Annotated in this window: 20 protein-coding genes; 7 read left to right on the plus strand and 13 right to left on the minus strand. The window is 55.3% G+C overall.

What is annotated here, in order from left to right:
- Positions 1-2 precede the first annotated feature (2 nt).
- From R0J87_RS07205 to R0J87_RS07215, 3 genes are all read right to left on the minus strand, one after another.
- A complete protein-coding gene (locus R0J87_RS07205; protein WP_404344554.1) occupies positions 3-179 on the minus strand; it encodes a DUF6435 family protein in 177 nt (58 codons plus the stop codon).
- Positions 180-252: 73 nt separating this feature from the next.
- Entirely contained in the window at positions 253-783 is a 531-nt protein-coding gene (locus R0J87_RS07210) for a YqiA/YcfP family alpha/beta fold hydrolase (protein ID WP_404345957.1), read from the minus strand.
- Positions 784-788: 5 nt separating this feature from the next.
- On the minus strand, positions 789-920 hold the full coding sequence (locus R0J87_RS07215; RefSeq protein WP_404344555.1) for an entericidin A/B family lipoprotein: 132 nt from the start codon (positions 918-920) through the stop codon (positions 789-791).
- 708 nt (positions 921-1,628) lie between these two features.
- Between R0J87_RS07215 and R0J87_RS07220 the strand changes: the two genes are divergently transcribed.
- Complete coding sequence (locus R0J87_RS07220) at positions 1,629-1,760, plus strand: hypothetical protein (protein ID WP_311065849.1); 132 nt, start codon at positions 1,629-1,631, stop codon at positions 1,758-1,760.
- A gap of 108 nt (positions 1,761-1,868) precedes the next feature.
- On the opposite strand, the gene R0J87_RS07225 is transcribed toward R0J87_RS07220, so the two are convergent.
- Positions 1,869-2,408, minus strand: coding sequence for a phosphatase PAP2 family protein (locus tag R0J87_RS07225; RefSeq protein ID WP_498885287.1), 540 nt, complete (start codon positions 2,406-2,408; stop codon positions 1,869-1,871).
- Positions 2,371-3,534 (minus strand): glycosyltransferase family 4 protein, encoded by a 1,164-nt coding sequence (locus R0J87_RS07230; RefSeq protein ID WP_498885289.1) that lies wholly within the window; start codon positions 3,532-3,534, stop codon positions 2,371-2,373. Before R0J87_RS07230 ends, R0J87_RS07225 begins: the two co-directional genes overlap by 38 nt.
- A gap of 393 nt (positions 3,535-3,927) precedes the next feature.
- Between R0J87_RS07230 and R0J87_RS07235 the strand changes: the two genes are divergently transcribed.
- Both R0J87_RS07235 and R0J87_RS07240 read left to right on the plus strand, forming a co-directional pair.
- Entirely contained in the window at positions 3,928-4,932 is a 1,005-nt protein-coding gene (locus tag R0J87_RS07235; RefSeq protein WP_498885291.1) for a porin, read from the plus strand.
- A 141-nt stretch (positions 4,933-5,073) separates the two neighbouring features.
- The gene (locus tag R0J87_RS07240) at positions 5,074-5,739 is read left to right on the plus strand and encodes an SDR family oxidoreductase (RefSeq protein WP_498885292.1); all 666 of its coding nucleotides are present in this window, start codon (positions 5,074-5,076) and stop codon (positions 5,737-5,739) included.
- A 27-nt stretch (positions 5,740-5,766) separates the two neighbouring features.
- Here the strand turns inward: R0J87_RS07240 and phnE are convergent, their stop codons facing one another.
- The 3 genes from phnE to phnD form a co-directional block, all read right to left on the minus strand.
- Positions 5,767-6,570 carry a phosphonate ABC transporter, permease protein PhnE gene (gene phnE, locus R0J87_RS07245; RefSeq protein ID WP_498885293.1) on the minus strand — a complete coding sequence of 268 codons (804 nt, stop codon included), beginning with the start codon at positions 6,568-6,570 and terminating at the stop codon, positions 5,767-5,769.
- Position 6,571: 1 nt separating this feature from the next.
- Positions 6,572-7,375, minus strand: coding sequence for a phosphonate ABC transporter ATP-binding protein (phnC, locus tag R0J87_RS07250; RefSeq protein ID WP_498885294.1), 804 nt, complete (start codon positions 7,373-7,375; stop codon positions 6,572-6,574).
- 143 nt (positions 7,376-7,518) lie between these two features.
- On the minus strand, positions 7,519-8,394 hold the full coding sequence (gene phnD / locus R0J87_RS07255) for a phosphate/phosphite/phosphonate ABC transporter substrate-binding protein (RefSeq protein ID WP_404344563.1): 876 nt from the start codon (positions 8,392-8,394) through the stop codon (positions 7,519-7,521).
- 179 nt (positions 8,395-8,573) lie between these two features.
- Here phnD and R0J87_RS07260 point away from each other — a divergent pair, with 179 nt between their 5' ends.
- Entirely contained in the window at positions 8,574-10,208 is a 1,635-nt protein-coding gene (locus R0J87_RS07260; RefSeq protein ID WP_498885295.1) for a bifunctional metallophosphatase/5'-nucleotidase, read from the plus strand.
- Positions 10,209-10,264: 56 nt separating this feature from the next.
- Here the strand turns inward: R0J87_RS07260 and R0J87_RS07265 are convergent, their stop codons facing one another.
- From R0J87_RS07265 to ugpB, 4 genes are all read right to left on the minus strand, one after another.
- Positions 10,265-11,320, minus strand: a complete 1,056-nt coding sequence (locus tag R0J87_RS07265) for a sn-glycerol-3-phosphate import ATP-binding protein UgpC (RefSeq protein WP_498885296.1) — start codon at positions 11,318-11,320, stop codon at positions 10,265-10,267.
- A gap of 2 nt (positions 11,321-11,322) precedes the next feature.
- Entirely contained in the window at positions 11,323-12,165 is an 843-nt protein-coding gene (gene ugpE / locus R0J87_RS07270) for a sn-glycerol-3-phosphate ABC transporter permease UgpE (protein ID WP_159340695.1), read from the minus strand.
- 27 nt (positions 12,166-12,192) lie between these two features.
- Positions 12,193-13,077 (minus strand): sn-glycerol-3-phosphate ABC transporter permease UgpA, encoded by an 885-nt coding sequence (gene ugpA, locus R0J87_RS07275; protein WP_404344566.1) that lies wholly within the window; start codon positions 13,075-13,077, stop codon positions 12,193-12,195.
- An 85-nt stretch (positions 13,078-13,162) separates the two neighbouring features.
- Positions 13,163-14,488 carry a sn-glycerol-3-phosphate ABC transporter substrate-binding protein UgpB gene (gene ugpB / locus R0J87_RS07280; protein WP_498885297.1) on the minus strand — a complete coding sequence of 442 codons (1,326 nt, stop codon included), beginning with the start codon at positions 14,486-14,488 and terminating at the stop codon, positions 13,163-13,165.
- A gap of 201 nt (positions 14,489-14,689) precedes the next feature.
- Between ugpB and argE the strand changes: the two genes are divergently transcribed.
- Complete coding sequence (gene argE / locus R0J87_RS07285; protein ID WP_498885299.1) at positions 14,690-15,859, plus strand: acetylornithine deacetylase; 1,170 nt, start codon at positions 14,690-14,692, stop codon at positions 15,857-15,859.
- An 80-nt stretch (positions 15,860-15,939) separates the two neighbouring features.
- Here argE and R0J87_RS07290 read toward each other — a convergent pair whose 3' ends face one another.
- Complete coding sequence (locus R0J87_RS07290) at positions 15,940-16,251, minus strand: hypothetical protein (RefSeq protein WP_404344569.1); 312 nt, start codon at positions 16,249-16,251, stop codon at positions 15,940-15,942.
- 155 nt (positions 16,252-16,406) lie between these two features.
- Between R0J87_RS07290 and R0J87_RS07295 the strand changes: the two genes are divergently transcribed.
- Complete coding sequence (locus R0J87_RS07295) at positions 16,407-16,871, plus strand: YchJ family protein (protein WP_498885301.1); 465 nt, start codon at positions 16,407-16,409, stop codon at positions 16,869-16,871.
- 33 nt (positions 16,872-16,904) lie between these two features.
- Positions 16,905-17,924: a tripartite tricarboxylate transporter substrate binding protein gene (locus R0J87_RS07300; RefSeq protein ID WP_498885302.1), complete on the plus strand. Its 1,020-nt coding sequence runs from the start codon at positions 16,905-16,907 to the stop codon at positions 17,922-17,924.
- Positions 17,925-17,928 lie beyond the last annotated feature (4 nt).

Here is a 17,928-nt window from a genome sequence, read left to right on the forward strand (position 1 = left end):
GGCTAGCGCTTCTGAGCTTTGATCTGGTTAATCTCGGCCAGAATCGCCTCCGCTTCTTCGGTCAGCGTGGCGTTGGCACGCATATCGCCGTTACGGGAAGCTTCCATCGCCGCCTGGAGTTTGCGTTCATACGCTTGCTGGAGCTTTTTGGCGGGGTCGCGATTAAATAGTCCAAACATGAGCACTCTCCTTTTGTGTGTATACCATTTGTATAGGTATGAGTGAGTAATGTCGACTCTTTGTCGCGCTTTTTTAAGTGTCTTTATGTGTTGTCTCTGCGCACTGCGCCAAAAAGCGGCTGAAATCAGCCAGAATCGTATCCAGGCTGTTATGCAGGCGGTGGTCGTCATCTATCATTCTGAGTGATAGACGCTGTACGCGAGCGCGCTCAATGACTGGGCCTGGTGGCACCACGTCGTCCTGCCAACCGTGAATGATATGCGTGTGTTGTGCCTGAATCGTGGGGGATGTTTCTGGGTATTCAGGCAAGCCAAGGGCAGGGGCGAGTAAAAAGCAGCCTAGTACCGGCGTTTGGGCACTCACAGATGCACTGAGCCAGCCGCCCAGGCTGGAACCCGCCAGGACACAGCAGGCGGGATCATCGCCGCGGGCCAGGAGCGTCTGCTGGAGGTGAGCCAGTCGCTCGGCTGGCTCGTGCATGCCCCGGTAATCCATGACGACCGGCTCACAGTCATCCAACTGTTCGGCGATGCCCTTTAATGCCTGCACTTTTAGCGCACCGGGGCCACTTTCCAAGCCATGTGATAGGTAGACGGTCATCATCATGGTTAATCCGCCGAACGCTGAATGGCTTCGCCACCCTGTTCAATATCTTGGCCCATGCCGCGAATGGTATTGCAGCCGCTCATTAACAGCAGCGTTGCTAATAGTAGGGCGCCAAGTGCGATCGTACGTTTCATCGAGTTTTCCTCGTGCCTAAATATGCCTGCAAGGGCGTAATGGTCTGTTGAGTAACATAAGCGTTGTTGGCATTGGCTGCTACTGCAAAGCGTGGCTATCGGTCACGTTTTACTCACGCGTATCGTGTTAGTGAGCTGAGGGGCCGTGTGATTTTGTCGCATGTGTCAGTTTTATACATAATATTTAGCCGTTGCTAGCATCAAAAAGCGTTATGCTGGCCGTCTTTTTATATTTTAAGTAATTGTTATTGTTTAATTTATAAATGTTTTTGGCATGATTGGCTCAAAGCCTGCAATATCTTAGATATGCAACATGAAGTCAGCATCACCCGTCACTAATAAACACTATGAGTTAACAGCGTGAGCAGGCTGACAGGCAACACAAGGAGGGCAGGACGCCCAGTAAGCATCAAGGATGTGAAAGGACATTCAGCCTGCTCACTCTTATCAACACAGGACGTGTTGATCATCATCGCCAGGGAACGGCAGCGATGCAAAACAGCCATCTTGCTTTAGTGAGGTGGTTTTTTTGCGTCGTTTTTTTGTGGTCAAGTAGCTGTTTTTTATGTGTTTTTTATATATTGACAGTGTTTTGCATAGTGCTTGTACAGATGAGAGTGGGGTTTTGGTCTATCCTTTTGGTTAAACCAAAATTCAGCGGTTAGAAGACGTCAACGCAGCAGCCGCACACTTTCAGGGACAAGCGTTATGGCGATGGTACTGATGTTGGGCATGTTCGTCCTGTTTCTGGGGTTTTCTGGGGTCGGGGTTTATATGATGTTCAAAACATCGTTTATGGCCGCGGTGGATGATCGAGACGATATGCCGCCAGATATGTAACGCGAATATTTAACCCTACGATCAATAAATAAAAGCCACTCTTTTTAGGGTGGCTTTTTGCATTGTGGTGGCAGTGGCCTGTGGACGTAGTAGATCGGTGGGAAACGGTTATCCCATCCAATACAGGCTTAGCAAGGCAAATCCATAGCCCATCACGCCGCCGACCAGTACATCGCTTACATAGTGCAAGCCCAGGCCCACCCGAGAAATCGCAATCAACAGGCTAAGCGGTAGCACAATAGGCAGTAACCAAGGCGTGTGAGCAGCCACGAGCACGCTAAACATGACAGCATGCATGGTGTGTCCGCTGGGGAAGCTATAGCGGTCTCGGGCGGGTTCACCGCAGTGTACGCCACCTAAATAAGTAATAAAGGGGCGCTCCCGGCACAGTTTGGTTTTCACCAGCTTGTATACCGTCACCGCGACAAGAGCGATTAACGTGTACTGCATGATTCGCCACATGCCATCCGGTTGCAGCCATGGCTGGGCCGCAATCAGCAGCACCCAAACGGGCCAGTCGCCCAGTTTGCTAGCCGTTTGTAGCGCTAGTCGCCAGGGGCGGTACAGCGAGAGGTGCGTGACCCGTTGGCAAAACTGCCACTCCCACAGGTCAAGACGATCGAATACGACAAGCGGGCGAGCTCGCATGGTTGGCCTCCTGGGCATAGTTTAGGTAGCGCAGAAATTGCTCAGCGATGCCCGACCAGCTCTGTTCCAGGGCACGTAAACGGGCAATTCTTCCTATTCGTGCGTATTCGGCGGGGTGTTGGCACAGCGCGATGGCGGCCTGTTGAAATGCCAGGGCATCGTTGGGTGCTACGGTGATGCCGTTATGGCCACTTTGAATCAGCTCTGCGCTGGCCGCATGACGATACGCCACGACGGCAAGCCCACTGGCCATGGCCTCCGTGACGACATTGCCCCAGGTTTCCGACAGCGAAGGAAACACAAACATATCGGCACTGGCGTAGTACTTGGCGAGCGCCTGCTTGTCGACGAAGCCAGTAAAGTGCGCATCAGGCAGTGCTTTTTCTAGCTGCGCCCGACCTGGACCGTCGCCGACGACCACGAGGGCCATATCAGGACGCACGTCACGCATGGCTTGTAGGGTTTCTTGTAGTAAAGCGAGGTTTTTTTCGGGAGCTAATCGCCCCACGTAGAGGGCGACTGGCTGGTGCTCGCTCACTCCCCACTGTTTACGCAGTTCGGCATCACGGTGGGCCGGTGAGAACTTGTCGCCATCGATGCCTCGAGAGAGTACCTGTACATCATGAATACCCTGCTGACGCAGCACGGCCGCCTGTTGTTGGGTAGGCACCAGCGTGAGCGCGCAGCCATTATGGAAATAGCGCAAGTAGCGGCGAGTCGCTGTGGCGAGCCAAGAGACGCCATAATCATGGCAGTAGTGATCGAAATTGGTATGCCAGCCCGCTACTAAGGGAAGCGCAAGCTGCTTAGCCGCATGTCGGGCCGCCCAGCCAAGCGGTCCTTGAGTAGCAAGATAAATCACATCGGGCCGATGCTGCTGCCAAAAACGACGCAGGGTGGCGGGTCTTGCAAAGCCCACCTGTACATCACGATAGCCGGGCAGCGAGCAGCGATTAACCTGTAATTCCTGATCCACGCCAGTGGCATGACCAGGTGCTTTTGGCGTTGGGCGAATCACATCCACTGTGACTCCCAGACGCTGCAATTCACGGCACACACGGTTGAGCGTATGGGCAACGCCGTTAATTTCTGGTGACCATGTTTCGCTAACGATACAAAGTCGCATGAGCGATGCATCCCTTTATCACGTTTTCTTCCATGATGCGCAGACACAATGACACTGCCGAGTCAGGCAAGTGAACAAGCGATGACAGCTGTGTTTGCAACACCGGCGCCCCAAAAGAGCGTTTCTATATTTATTTATTGTTAAGAATAACTTTTCTCTAACAGATAAATGTTAAAAACATAAGGCACTTTTGTTTAATCTATTTTTTATAAAAGATTAAGCAAAAAAATAAAACTTTAAGAAGAATGACATATAACTCCTCTAGGGTAGCCAGTGACGAGGCAGCCAACGCCTCCATTGTGCCTTCGCAACGCGCAATCATACTGACTTAAAGTTTTACTTTAGCTTAATAAGTGCTGATCACAAGCACTGGCTACTTTATAGGGATCAATCATGTTTAAGAAAACGACACTTGCTCTGGCCGTTAGTGGTTTACTCGGTGCTTCTGCTGCCCAAGCCGCGATGGTATATGACCAAGACGGCACCACGCTGGATCTTTATGGCCGTATCGCCATGGGTATTGAAGGCGGCGGCGCAAAAGATGGCGTCGATAATGGTGAAGAGTTCCGTAACTTTGGCTCTCGTCTTCGCGTTACCGCTGGTCATCAGATCACGTCCGACCTGCGCGCGTTTGCTCGCGTTGAGTGGCGTTTTACTGGCGATGAGCGCAACCAAGCGTCCGGTTTTGATGAAGTACGTAACAGCTACATCGGTCTAGATAGTGAGCAGTTCGGTACCTTCACCGCTGGTAACTTTGACAGCTTCTACGACGGCGAAGTAATGGGCGTGTTCGACGTTTACGTTGAGCGTGGCTATGAATTCGCTGGCGGTGGCTTGCAGGCGCGTGGCGACTCTTTGGCGTACATGACGCCTGATATGAATGGCTTCCAGGCCTTCGTTGCTGCTAAACACTTCTCTGAGCGTGGTGTAGATATTGCGGCACAGTCCGGCGAAGGTAGCGTGATTGCGACTCAAGGTGGCGTATCTTACGCAACTGGCCCGCTGCGCCTAGCACTGGGTTACGTAGAAGACACCGTGCGTGGTGGTGGTAACGGCGAAACTCGCGTGGGTACGACCGCTGAATACGCCATCAACGACGCTTTCTCAGCGCGTTTGGGTTACGAAACCCGCGGTGACAGCGACACCTTAGGCGGTGGCTTTGACACCGTTGGTCTGGGCGGTTCTTTCGCCACCGGCGCATGGACCTTCCACCTCGATTACTACAACATCGAGCTGGACAACGTTTCCGACAGCCGTGATGCGTGGGCCGCTGCTGCACATTATGACCTGTCCAACAACTTCGATGTTTTTGTTGAGCTGAATGATGCCAACGAAGATGCCGTAGAAAGCTACGAAGATGATATGTACTACGCGGTAGGTGCGCGTTATCACTTCTAAGTGATCGTTTGGGGCTAATTCATGCCCTAGGTTCCTTAATGTTTTAAGCTTTGTAAGATCGTTTTTGCCGATGTGTTCATGACACATCGGCTTTTTGCGTTATGCTGTTTTATTATTTAATCGCGTGTTTAAGGAGAAATAATGTCTTCCATCGTTGTGATTACAGGCGCAAATCGTGGCGTAGGGTTATCCCTTGCTGAGCATTATCAACAGGAAGGATGGAAAGTCATCGGCGTGTGTCGTCAAACGTCTGATGAGCTAGAGCGTGTCGCCGACAAAGTGATAGAAGGCATCGATGTGACCCAGGACGACGATATCGCGCGCCTTGAAGCAGCGTTAGTCGGGCACACCATTGACCTGTTGATCAACAATGCGGGCCTGCTGCGCGATGATGTGTTGGGAGATATCGAGATCGACAGCCTACGCCAGCAGATGGAAATCAATGCCTATGCGCCGCTGCGAGTATCCGAAGCGCTGCTGCCGCTGATGAAAAAGGGCAGTAAAATCGCCAATATTACTAGCCGGATGGGCTCTATGGCCGATAACGACTCAGGTGGCCGCTACGGCTATCGTGCGTCAAAAGCGGCGCTTAACGCCTTTGGTAAATCGTTAGCCATCGACCTCAAGCCTCGCGGCATCGCCGTGGCGCAGCTGCATCCGGGCTATGTAAAAACCCGCATGGTTAACTTTGGTGGACACATCAGCCCGCAGGAGTCAGCGACGGGCATCGCCGCCTGCATCAAAGCGCTCAACTTAGAGAATAGCGGCGGCTTCTGGCACTCCAATGGCGAACAGTTGCCTTGGTAACGCACCAGATAACCGCCTATCGGTAGCTTAGATCACGCGCTTGCGGATTTGCGACGAGAGCTGTTCAAAACCAATCACCACAACAAGGATCACCAAAATAATGGTGAGGGCGCGGTCGTAGTTAAATAGCCGCATGGCGGCAGCGAGCTCGACGCCAATGCCGCCTGCGCCCACCAGCCCTAGCGTGACCGCAGAACGCAGCGCTTTTTCGACGCTGTATAAGCTGGTGGCCGTCATCGATGCGAGGGTTTCTGGCAAAATCGCACCCCCAATCACGGATAGCCTGCCGGCCCCGGTAGCGGTTAGCGCATCGGAGGGGCCGGGGTGGACTTCCTCAATCCGCTCTGAGAAAAAGCGGGCGGCAAAACCAATCGTATCCATCACGATGGCGAGCACGCCCGCCATTGGTCCTAACCCCACCGCCACGACAAAGATCAGTGCCCAGATAAGGTCTGGAATAGTGCGCATGGTGGCTATCATGAGCCGTGTAATGGAGCGCACCCACGGCGCGGGGGAGGTATTGCGCGCTGCCAGCAGTGCAAACGGCACGCTGAGAATAACGCCCAGCGTTACGCCGACAATGGCAATGTTGAGGGTTTCATACATCGACCATGCCAGTACGTCTAAATTGCTGAGATCCGGTGGGAAAGCCCGTCCCATAAAGTGACCTAGGTTCGTCGCCCCGCGTATCAAACGCTCTAGTGTGACATTGGTGGCCATGACGCCCTGAATAAACAGCGCTAAAAAGCCAAGGCTGATGCCCCAAACAAACAGGGAAGGGCGGCGAAACCGGGGAGGCAGACCGGTGGTGGTGGGAAGTTTCGACGGCATATTAGATCGCCCTAAGCGGTTGGCTGGTTGTGGAAGAAGAGGGCGTTTGTTCGACGCGGGTGTCACCTTGATAGAGCGCCTGCATATCGCTCAGTGTGGCCGTCTCACGAGGCGTATCGAGCACTACGGTGCCCGCTTTCATGCCCACAATGCGGTCGCCGTACTGTTGCGCTAGCTCTAGCTGGTGCAGCGTACACAGCACGGTGAGTCCACGTTCGCTCACTACCTCTAGCAGCAGGTCCATAATCTCGCGTCCCGCTTTTGGGTCCAGGCTGGCGATGGGTTCATCCGCAATGATGATTTGAGCGTCCTGCATTAGCGTTCTGGCAATGGCGACGCGCTGCTGCTGACCGCCAGACAGTTCACGACAGCTGGCCTGGGCCTTATGGGCCAACCCCACTCGGTCGAGTGACTGCATGGCGCGCTCGCGAAGCTCGTGACTTGCGATGCAAGAGAGTGTCGACAGTAAGCCAAGACGCTGCTGGCCCAGTGCGCCATACAGCACGTTTTGAAACACGCTGACGTTCTGGACTAAGTTGAACTGCTGAAAAACCACGCCGATTTTTTGGCGTAGCGTGCGCAAACGCGGTTTGGAAAGCTGCGAAAGCGATTCGTTGAAAATACGAATATCGCCCTGATCGTGAGGGGCTAAGCCGTTAATGCAGCGCATCAGCGTGGATTTACCACAGCCGTTAGCCCCCAGCAAAATGACACACTCCCCTTTGGGGATGCTGAGCGTTAGCCCACGCAGGACATGTAAGCTGCCGTAATGTTTGTGAACATTAGAAATATCGATGGCATTCATACAAAAACCTCCTGCGCGGATGCCAGGAGGGAGAGTGAAACAACAGACATGAGAGACCTACCGTGTCTTGGTACTAACATAGCCTTCGCTCGTTCAACGCACGTCCCTGTGCGATCACGATAAAGGGAGCGGTGGAAAACGAATTAAAGGGCTATGCCCGCCGCTTCGTAGGCCTGACGCACGACATCGTAATCTTCATTGGTGCGGTCAAAGCCCAGCGAAGAGTCGCGGTTCAAAAACTTATCTTCGTTGCGGTCGGTGGCAATCAGCGCGTTCCACAGGGTGTCGCGGTTCTCTTCCAGGGTGCTGCGTAGCGCTGTTTTACAAGCGTCGTCTAGCGAGCCGCGCATCACCACCGGGTCACCGGGTAAGACATCGCTGGTGGCAATCACACGGTATTCGCCGTCCGGGTCCATCGCCTGGATCTCTTCGATATCGCGGTTACCGCCGCCCATGGCATCCACATCGCCGTTAACCAGCGCGGCGATACGGGCATCGCCCGCCATAATGATCTCAAGGTCGCGATCAATATCCAGGCCTGCATCAACCAGCATTTGGCTTGGGAAAATATGGCCGCTGGTGGAGCCCACATCTTTCAAAGCAACGCGGTGGCCTGCCAGGTCTTCCAGCGACTGAATATCGCTATCGGCGGGAACATAAAAGCTGCTGCCGTAGTGGGGGCGCTCAATTGCAAACAGAATTTCAATGTCGCTTTCGCGGTCGAACAGGACGAACTCAGACGGGCCTGCAAACACCAGGTCCACGTCATCATACTGCAGCGCGGTGCCTGCCGCCGTGCGGTTGCTCAGGCTAAACATTTCAAGCGTGAGGCCGGTGGTCTCTTCAAACGCTTCAGCAAAGGGGCCAAACGCTTCTGCGAGCGGGCCCATGCCTTCAATGCCGGTATCGGCCATGCGAATAGGATTAGGGCATACGTTGCTTAAATCGCTATTGGCGTGGGCGGTAGAGGCCGTAAAGGTGGCGGCTGCGATGGCGATGGTTAATAGTGTTTTAGTCATAGTGTGTTCCCTGGTGCTGTTGTGTGCGCTGCCAGCTGGATAGCGAAGGCAGGCGTTTTGATCAGCGTTAGGGTGGCAGGCCACTGTGACACTAAGGTGTAGTCAAGATGACGTTATGATCACGTGAAGATGACAAGCTTTCTGCCGCACCTCCCCTTCAATCGACAAGGAGCGTTTCTATGCACGCGTTACGAACAGCCATTACGCTAGGGATGGCGCTATGGGTAGTCGCCCCAGCAGCCTCAGCACAGACATTCACCCTGACTATTTTTCACACCAACGATCTGCATGGCCGCACCGATGCTTACCCTTCGCTAATCACCACGCTCAATGAGGCAAAAGCCGCCTATGGCGATGGATTGCTGCTGGACGCGGGGGATATTTTCTCCGGCACGCTCTACTTCAACGAGTTTCAGGGGCAGGATGCGCTGACCTTTATGAACCAAATGGGCTACGACGCTTTTGTGCCCGGTAATCATGAGTTTGATTTGGGGAACCCTGAGAGCGGCCATCAGGCATTGGCAGCGTTTTTTGCCGAGGCTGATTTCCCGATTCTAGGCGCGAACCTGGATTTTTCAGGCGCGGCTGAGTTTGCTGAGCGCATTGGCGAAACGGTCAGCGCGTCGCCCCAGTCGGGCCACCTCTACGGTGGGGTGATTGTTGAACAGGGTGGTGAGCAGATCGGTATTTTTGGCCTGAGCACCCAGGATAGCGAGACCATTTCCAGCCCTGGTGAGGTCGCCATCAGCGACTACCGGGAAGCGGCTGAAACCATGGTGGCAGCGTTTGAAGCCCAAGGAGTTAACAAGATCATTGCGCTCACACATTTGGGCTATGACAGCGACCCAAGCGCCGGAAATGACCTGCTGCTAGCCCAGCAGGTGGAGGGCATCGATATTGTGATTGGCGGCCATAGCCACACGCGGGTAACCCCGCCCACGTTGGTAAGCCACACCTTGGCAGGCGAGTCGAAGGCCCCGACGGCCATCGGCCAGGCCGGTGAATATGGCGAGCATTTAGGCGTGATGCAGGTGACGTTTGATGCAGAGGGCGTTGTTCAAAAGGTAACGGGAGAGCTGCTCGCCACCGAAGAGCGCACGCCGGATGAAGCGGCGCTAGCGCAACTGGCACCGTTTACACAGGCAATAGAGGCGCTGCGCGACCAGCAGGTGGGTGCCGCCGCGATTCGTACGCTGGAGAACCCGCGCCATGGCCAAGGCGATGCACAAAGCGTGCGGGCCAACGAAACGGCGCTGGGCAACCTGATTGCCGATGGTCAGCTTTATGCCGCCCAGGGGGTGGCTCCCGATACCATCATGGCGTTTCAAAATAGCGGCGGTATCCGCGAGGCCCTGCCCGAAGGTGAGGTAACGGTGGGCGAGCTGATTGCCGTGCAGCCGTTTGGCAATCGCCTCACGCTGCTAGAGGTGACAGGTGCTGAACTGCTGGAAACCTTTGAAATTGCCCTGGCCAACGCGCCTGAGGAGAACGGAGGTTTTTTGCAGGTCTCCGCAGGAACAGAGCTGGTCTTCGATAGTCGCTTGCCGGTGGGGGAGCGTGTGGTGAGCTTGAAGGTGAATCGAGAAGGAGCGATGCAGGCAATTGATCCCGATAAAACCTACACCGTGGCGACCAATAACTTCACGGCGGCAGGCGGCGACAGCCACGCGGCGTTAGGGGCCGCCTATGACGATGGCCGCAACACTATTGTGGGCAATACCGATTGGGAAATGCTGCGTGACCACATCGTGACGCTTGGTGAGGTGCTTTATCAGCCTGAAGGGCGCATTACCGACCGTGCCTTAGGTGAGTAATCTTAGACGAGTAACCTTAGGCGAGTAACGTTGTTACCCGCCTAAGGCGCTGGGTACTAATGGGCGGTGCGCTTGCCGGTGGTGCTGTTGAACGGGTGAAGTGCATCGCTGGTTACGTACACCTGCAGCGTTTCACCTTCGCTGACCGGCGGCTGGCCTGGGGTACGCACCACTGTGGGTTGGTCGCTGCCTGCCAGGTTCACGTAGAGATGGCTCTCTGCCCCGGCGGCTTCAAACAGCATCAAGGTAGCGTTCAGCGTTATAAAGGGTGCGGCTGGCGGGGCGAGCTGCATATCGTCCGGGCGGATGCCGACGGTATCAGTCTCTTTCGGCAACTGACTCAGCACACCCTGAGTATCCTGCTGCGCAAGGTAATCCAGCGGCAGCATGTTCATGGCGGGGGAGCCAATAAACTCCGCTACAAACATGGTGGCTGGGCGGGCGTAGATCTCCATCGGGGTGCCCACCTGCTCAATCTGACCGGCGTTTAGTACCACTAAGCGATCGCCAAGCGTCATGGCTTCCAGTTGGTCGTGGGTCACGTAGAGGCTGGTGGTTTTTAACCGCCGCTGAAGCTGCTTGATCTCGACGCGCATCTGCACGCGCAGCTTGGCATCTAGGTTAGAGAGCGGCTCGTCAAACAGAAACGCGGCGGGCTCGCGCACTAACGCACGGCCCATCGCCACCCGCTGGCGCTGGCCACCGGAGAGCTTGCGTGGTTTGCGCTCCAAAAAGTCCTCAATCTCCAGCATCTTGGCCGCCGTGCGCACCCGCTGGTCGATGTCGTCTGTCTTGAAGCCGCGATTCTTCAGGCCATATGCCAGGTTGTTGTACACCGTCATATGCGGGTAGAGGGCGTAGTTTTGGAACACCATGGCGATATCCCGCTCGGCGGGCTCTAGCTGGTTCACCACGCGCTCGCCGATTTTGAGGGTGCCCTCAGTGATGGTCTCCAGGCCTGCCACCATGCGCAGCAGGGTGGATTTACCGCAGCCAGAAGGCCCTACCAGCACCACAAACTCGCCGTCCTGAATGTGTAAATCGACCCCTTTGACCGCCGCCACGTTGCCCGCGTAGGTTTTTTTCAGCCCTTCCAAGGTAATGCTGGCCATGGTTATTTCTCCGTCTCGGTCAGGCCTTTCACAAACAGGCGTTGCATAAACAGAATCACTAATACCGGTGGCAGAGCCGCCATCACCACGGCGGCCATAATGAGGTGCCACTGGGGGTTCTCTTCAGAGGTCATGCGCTGAATGCCCATCACAATGGTGTAGTAGTCCGGGTCGGTGGTGATCAGCAGCGGCCACAGATACTGGTTCCAGCCGTAAATAAACATGATCACGAACAGCGCGGCGATATTGGTGATTGATAGCGGCATCAAAATGTCTTTGAAGAATTTTAGCGGGCCTGCGCCATCCACCCGGGCCGCTTCCAGCATCTCTTCGGGGATGGTCATAAAAAACTGCCGAAACAGAAACGTCGCGGTGGCGGAAGCAATGAGCGGTATCGACAGCCCGGCAAAGCTATTGAGCATGTTGAGGTCCGCGACTACCTGGAAGGTAGGAATAATGCGTACCTCCACCGGCAGCATCAGGGTAAGAAAGATGAGCCAGAAGAAGAACATCCGAAAGCGGAAGCGGAAGTACACAATCGCAAAGGCGGAGAGCAGCGAGATCGACAGCTTACCCACGGTAATCGCCATGGCCATGATAAAGCTGTTCCATAGCATGGTGCCGGCAGGCGGTGCGCCCGCGTTAGACACGCCGGATTGCCACATGCGGGTAAAGTTTTCGATGCCGTGGGCACCGGGCAGCATCGGCAGCGTGCCGCGCAGCAGGTCGCCCGGCGCTTGGGTCGAGGCCACCAGCGCCACGTAGACGGGAAACACCACCACCGCGACGCCTACCATCAGCGTTAAGTGGGCAAAAAAGTTCGCCCAGGGACGATTTTCAACCATGACAAGACTCCAGCAGTCAGCCTGCGGCTAATAGTTCACCCGGCGCTCAATAAAGCGGAATTGCACCACCGTGAGTGCGACCACAATCACCATCAAAATCACCGACTGCGCGGCGGATGACCCCAGGTTCAGGCCGACAAAGCCATCGGCGTACACTTTGTACACCAGCGTGTTGGTGGCCTGGGCGGGGCCGCCCTGGGTAGTGGCGTGAATAATCCCGAAGGTATCGAACATCGCGTACACCACGTTCACCACCATCAGGAAGAACGTGGTCGGCGACAGTAGGGGGAACACAATGGTCCAGAAGCGCTTCATGGGGCTGGCGCCATCAATGGCGGCGGCTTCGATAAGCGATTGGGGGATCGACTGCAGCCCGGCCAGGAAGAACAGAAAGTTATAGGAGATCTGTTTCCAGGCGGCGGCAAAAATCACCAGCAGCATGGCGTCTGCCCCCGAGGTGCGGTGGTTCCACTGATAGCCCACCATATCTAGCATGTAAGGCACGATGCCGATGGAGGGGTTGAAGATAAACCACCACAGCACCCCGGCGATGGCGGGGGCAATGGCATAGGGCCACACTAGCAACGTGGTGTAGGTGCTGCGCGAGCGAATCATGCGATTCACCGTGCAGGCTAGCAGCAGCGCCACTGCCATGGAGAGCAGCGTCGTGCCGACTGCAAACACCACCGTCACCGAGAGTGAGTTGAGGTAGTTGCCGTCACGGAACAGGCGGGCAAAGTTCTCAAGCCCCACAAAGGTGGTGCGCATCCCAAACGCGTCTTCACGGAGCAGCGATTGGTAGAGCGCTTGACCGGCAGGCCAGATAAAGAAAATCAGCGTGATAATGACCTGAGGGGCGAGTAGCGCGTAGGGCAGAAAGCGCCCTGGAAAGGTCATGCGTTTGGTTTGCATAAGCGACGAAACCTGCGATTAACAGACGGCACTAAAAACGGCATCGCCGCCTGCCCAAAAGGCAGGCGGCGATGCCGGTGCTTACTTACTGGTTCGCGGATTCAAAATCGCGCAGTAGTTGGTTGCCGCGCTCTACCGCCGCATCGGCCGCTTCCTGGCCTGATTTGCCTCCGGTCATCACTGCTTCCATCTCTTCAGAGATGATGTCGCGGATCTGTACGAAGTTACCAAAGCGCAGGCCTTTGGAGTTCTCAGTAGGCTCGTTCAGCGTCATCTGCTTCAGCGAGGTATCCGCACCGGGGTTCTCATCGTAGTAGCCCTGCTCTTGGCTCAAATCCCAAGCGGCTTGTGTAATCGGCAGGTAGCCGGTTTGCTGGTGCCATTCGGCCTGTACTTCCGGCTGAGAGAGGTACTCGAAAAACGCTGCGACGGCGGCGTATTCGTCATCAGTGTGGCCCTGCAAGGCCCAAAGTGTTGCCCCACCAATGATGGAGTTCTGCGGCGCGCCTTCTACGTCATCGTAGTAGGGCTGCATGCCAAAGCCCACTTCAAAGTCGGCGTTGGCAGCCACATCAGCACGGGAAGCAGAAGAGCCAAAGAAGATCGCACACTCTTGGGAGTAGAACAGCGGTTCAGCATCTGGGCCAGAACCGGGGCCGCCCCATTTGAAGGCGCCAGCATCTTGCCAGGTTTTCAGGTTATCCCAGTGGCGGGCGACCAGCTCGTTGTTGAAGTTCAGCTCTGTGTCCATGCCGCCAAAGCCGTTTTCCAGCGTGCCCAACGGTGAGTTGTGCATGGCGGAGAAGTTCTCCAGCATCACCCAGCTCGGCCAAGAGGTGGTAAAACCGCAGTTAGCAGCACCTGATTCGGTAATTTGGGTAGCGTATTCAGCCACCTCTTTCCAGGTTTGCGGCGGCTGTTCTGGGTCCAGGCCGGCTTCCTCAAACGCATCACGGTTGTAGTACATGATGGGGGTGGAGGAGTTAAACGGGAACGACAGCATGTTGCCGTTGGTATCGGTGTAGTAGCCCACCACGGCGGGCAGGAAGGCTTCGCGATCAAACGCGCGGCCATGGGCTTCCATCAGCTCATACACCGGATAAATCGCCCCTTCGGCGTTCATCATAGTGCCGGTGCCGACCTCGAACACCTGCAGGATATGCGGCTGCTCGCCTGCGCGGAACGCTGCAATGGCGCCGGTCATGGTTTCGGTATAGTTGCCGCGGTAGCTGGGGGTAACGCGGTACTCATCTTGAGAAGCGTTGAACTCTTCGGTCATGCCTTCCAGGATTTCGCCCAGCTGGCCGCCCATGGCATGCCACCAGGTGACTTCGGTAGCGGCCGTAGCAGAGAGGCTGAACGAGGCGGTGGCAACACCGAGGGCAAGCGCGTGCAACGTGAAACGAGACATAACGGCTCCTTGTAGGTCCTGCGCAGTACGTTTATTAAGTTGTTGGGTGCACTGAACAGTAGAAAGTGTAGATGACGTTTTCGTGAATGCACGGTGAACTTGTCGTGACGGTCAACGTTTGGCGAGACGCTTGTAGCGCTCAGTAGGCAAAGGGCAGACGGGGTGCTAGGGTGGCTAAAAAGCCTAACCAACGAGATGAACATGACGAACGTAACTGCGCTGCTGACCCAACTGGTGGCGTTTGATACCACCTCTAGCGAGTCGAATTTGGCGCTGATTGAGTTTGTTGAGCGCTATTTAGCCGACTACGGCGTTAGCTCCGAGCGGGTAATGAGCCCCTGCGGTACCAAAGCCAACCTGATTGCCCGCATTGGCCCGGATGCCCCCGGCGGCGTGATGCTATCTGGCCATACCGATGTAGTGCCCGTGGCTGGCCAGCCCTGGAGCAGCGACCCGTTCACCCTGCGTGATGGCGGCGATGGCCGTTTGTATGGGCGCGGCACTTGCGATATGAAGGGTTTTATTGCCAGCGCGCTCGCCATGGTGCCTACCTGGGCGAAGGCACCGCTGAAGCAGCCGATCTACTTCGGCTTCTCTTATGATGAAGAGATCGGCTGCGTGGGCGCCCCCAGCTTGATCAAACGCTTTTATGAGCACTACTCCACCACGGCTCATGTGATTGTCGGCGAGCCCACCAGCATGCAGCCGGTGGTGGCGCAAAAGGGCGCGACTAACCTGCGCACCACCGTGATTGGCCGTGAAGCGCACAGCAGCCAAGTGAATCAGGGCACGTCCGCGATCCACGTGGCCGCCAGGCTAGTGACGTTTATTGAAGACACCATGGCGGCACTGGTGGAAGAGGGGCGCGTGGATGAGGCTTTTAACGTGCCGCATACCAGTTTGCATGTGGGTAAAATCAAAGGCGGCACGGCCATTAACATCATGGCACGGGAGTGCCAGTTCGAGTGGGAGATTCGTCACCTGCCCACGGAGACCTTTGAAGAGGTGTACGGGCGCTTTAGCGACTACTGTGCAACGCTTAGTGAGGCGTTAAGCGCTCAGGGCAAAACCGTGGAAATCATGACTGAGCCGCTGAATGTAACGGTGCCGGGGCTAGCCGACCGTAACAATCAGCAGGTGCTGCGGTTAGCGCAGGACCATTTGCCTAGCGGCTGCTGCCAGCACGCGGTCGCTTACGCCACGGAAGCTGGGCAGTTCCAAGGCCAGGGTTTACAAACCATTATTTTAGGGCCGGGCAGTATTGCACAGGCGCACCAGCCGGATGAGTATATTGAAACGGCGCAGCTCGAGGAGTGCAGTGCGTTTATGCAGCGCTTAGGCAGCGCCCTGGAAACGCCCTATTCAGGCTAACGGGTTTATGTATGCCCAATAAAAAACACCCGCCAGTATGATTAGGCGGGTGTTTTCTTAAGACGCTTACGGTCTGGCTGTTAGTGCTGATGCTGCTCTTCGTAAAGCTCTGCTTTCGCATGGCGCATCACATCTTCGCACGCCTGCTGCTGGGCAAGCTGGGTTAGCAGTCGTTGGGTGACTTCAAACCCTTTTCCCAAGCAGGTATCAACGTCATCACGGCTCACCTGTGGCGAGACGCTGCAGTCAATTTTTATCGTGCGGCCGCCGCCTTCAAGCCGGTCGGCAAACTCTCTAAGCCGCCACGCGATTCTCTCTTTCCAATTTGCTGATTCTTCCGCGCCTTCGTTTACGCTAAACGTGCACTGCCATTCCGGTTTGTAAACCTTCATAGGAGAACCTCCACTGCGTTTGGAAAGAATGATCGATCGTGTTGTCGTACTCCGTCTGTCTAGGGATCTTGCTCTGCTACTATACCCTTCTCAGGGCTAATACCGAAACAAAACATCTACAGCGCCCATTAAATGCATAAGCCAGAGCCACTGCTATGACTCAGCCATCGCTTAAAAGTTGCCCATGCGGTAGCGATACACCTTTTGACGCCTGCTGCCAGCCCTACCATCAAGGGCCTGCTTTACCACCAACGCCCGAAGCGCTGATGCGCTCACGTTACACCGCCTTCGCGTTGAATCAGCGTGACTATTTGCTAGCGACGTGGCACCCCACAACCCGCCCTCAGCAGCTACCGGCCGACCCTGATACCCAATGGGTCGCGCTTGAGATTGTGGCAGCGCCCAATGCGCAAAACGACCAAGGTACCGTGCAGTTTCGCGCCACCTTTCGCGAGCCCGGCGGCTGGCACGTGTTAGAGGAAGCGTCGCGGTTTATAAGGGAAGAGGGGCGCTGGTGGTATGTGGATGGTACGCCCAGCGTCATGCGTTTAAAACCGGGTCGCAATGAGCCTTGCCCCTGTGGTAGCAAACGCAAATTAAAGGTATGTTGCAGGGCATAAATAACAATGGCTAAGTAGCGTGAGGTATAAAAAATGAGCGCTTGGCTTGAAAGGGAGATGATGGGAACTGGTGCGGTTGCGCGTATCGCGATGATAAGCGCTTTCCTATTGGTTATGTTGACGGTCACTGCTGACGCCAACAGCGACTCAAACGACGCCTCTTTTCCAACCTCGGATATTACGTTAGTAGTCCCTTATGGTGAGGGAGGTCCTACGGATATTCTGTTTCGAGCCATTGCTGAGCGCGCGCAGGCGTATCTAAATACCGCCATTATTACCGTGAATATGCCGGGTAATGGTGCCACGCTTGGCTCTCAGTTTGTGAAACAGTCGCCCGCAGACGGTTACACTCTGCTAGGTAGTCACCAAACCATTGATCTTGCCAATATCGCCGGACTGTCTGATTACTCACACGAAGCGTTTGCCCCCGTGGCACTGCTTACCCGTACGGTGAATATACCCACCACGTCGGCCGGTCATTCACTCACCCAAGCGAGTGATTTAGTGGCGCTAGCGCAGCAGCAGCCGGGCGATCTGCACATCGGTATCATTGCTAATTCAACTGACCACTTTTTTTGGCTGCACTTTTTTGAACAAAGTGGTATCGCGGAGACCGATATTCAGTTTGTCAACTATCCAGATACCATTTCACAAATAGTGGCCTTAATCGGCGGCGAGTTGGATGTTGCCATGCTTAATTTACCCTCGGCAGGGCCCTTGTTTAGCAGTGGAGCGCTGGTGCCGCTTGGCGTTGCTAGCGAGACACGGCTGGCAGCACTGCCAGAAGTGCCAACGTTGATTGAACAGGGTATCGAGATGACCAATACCACTAATCGTGGCTTGTTTGCTCCGCTTAATACTCCTCCAGAGCGTTTAGAGCGTTTGGCCAGTGCGTTCGAGCACGCCCTTAAGCAGCCAGAGCTCATGGATCTAATACAGTATACCTATGGCTCCAGCGTTGAATTCCTACCACTAGCAGCATATAGCCGTTATCTTGATACGCAGTATGACCAGCTACAGAAACTTGCAACCAGTATGGCGTTCGAGCGCTAGATAA

Source organism: Halomonas sp. SIMBA_159 (genome assembly GCF_046536035.1).
Classification (GTDB): Bacteria; Pseudomonadota; Gammaproteobacteria; order Pseudomonadales; family Halomonadaceae; genus Vreelandella; species Vreelandella venusta_A.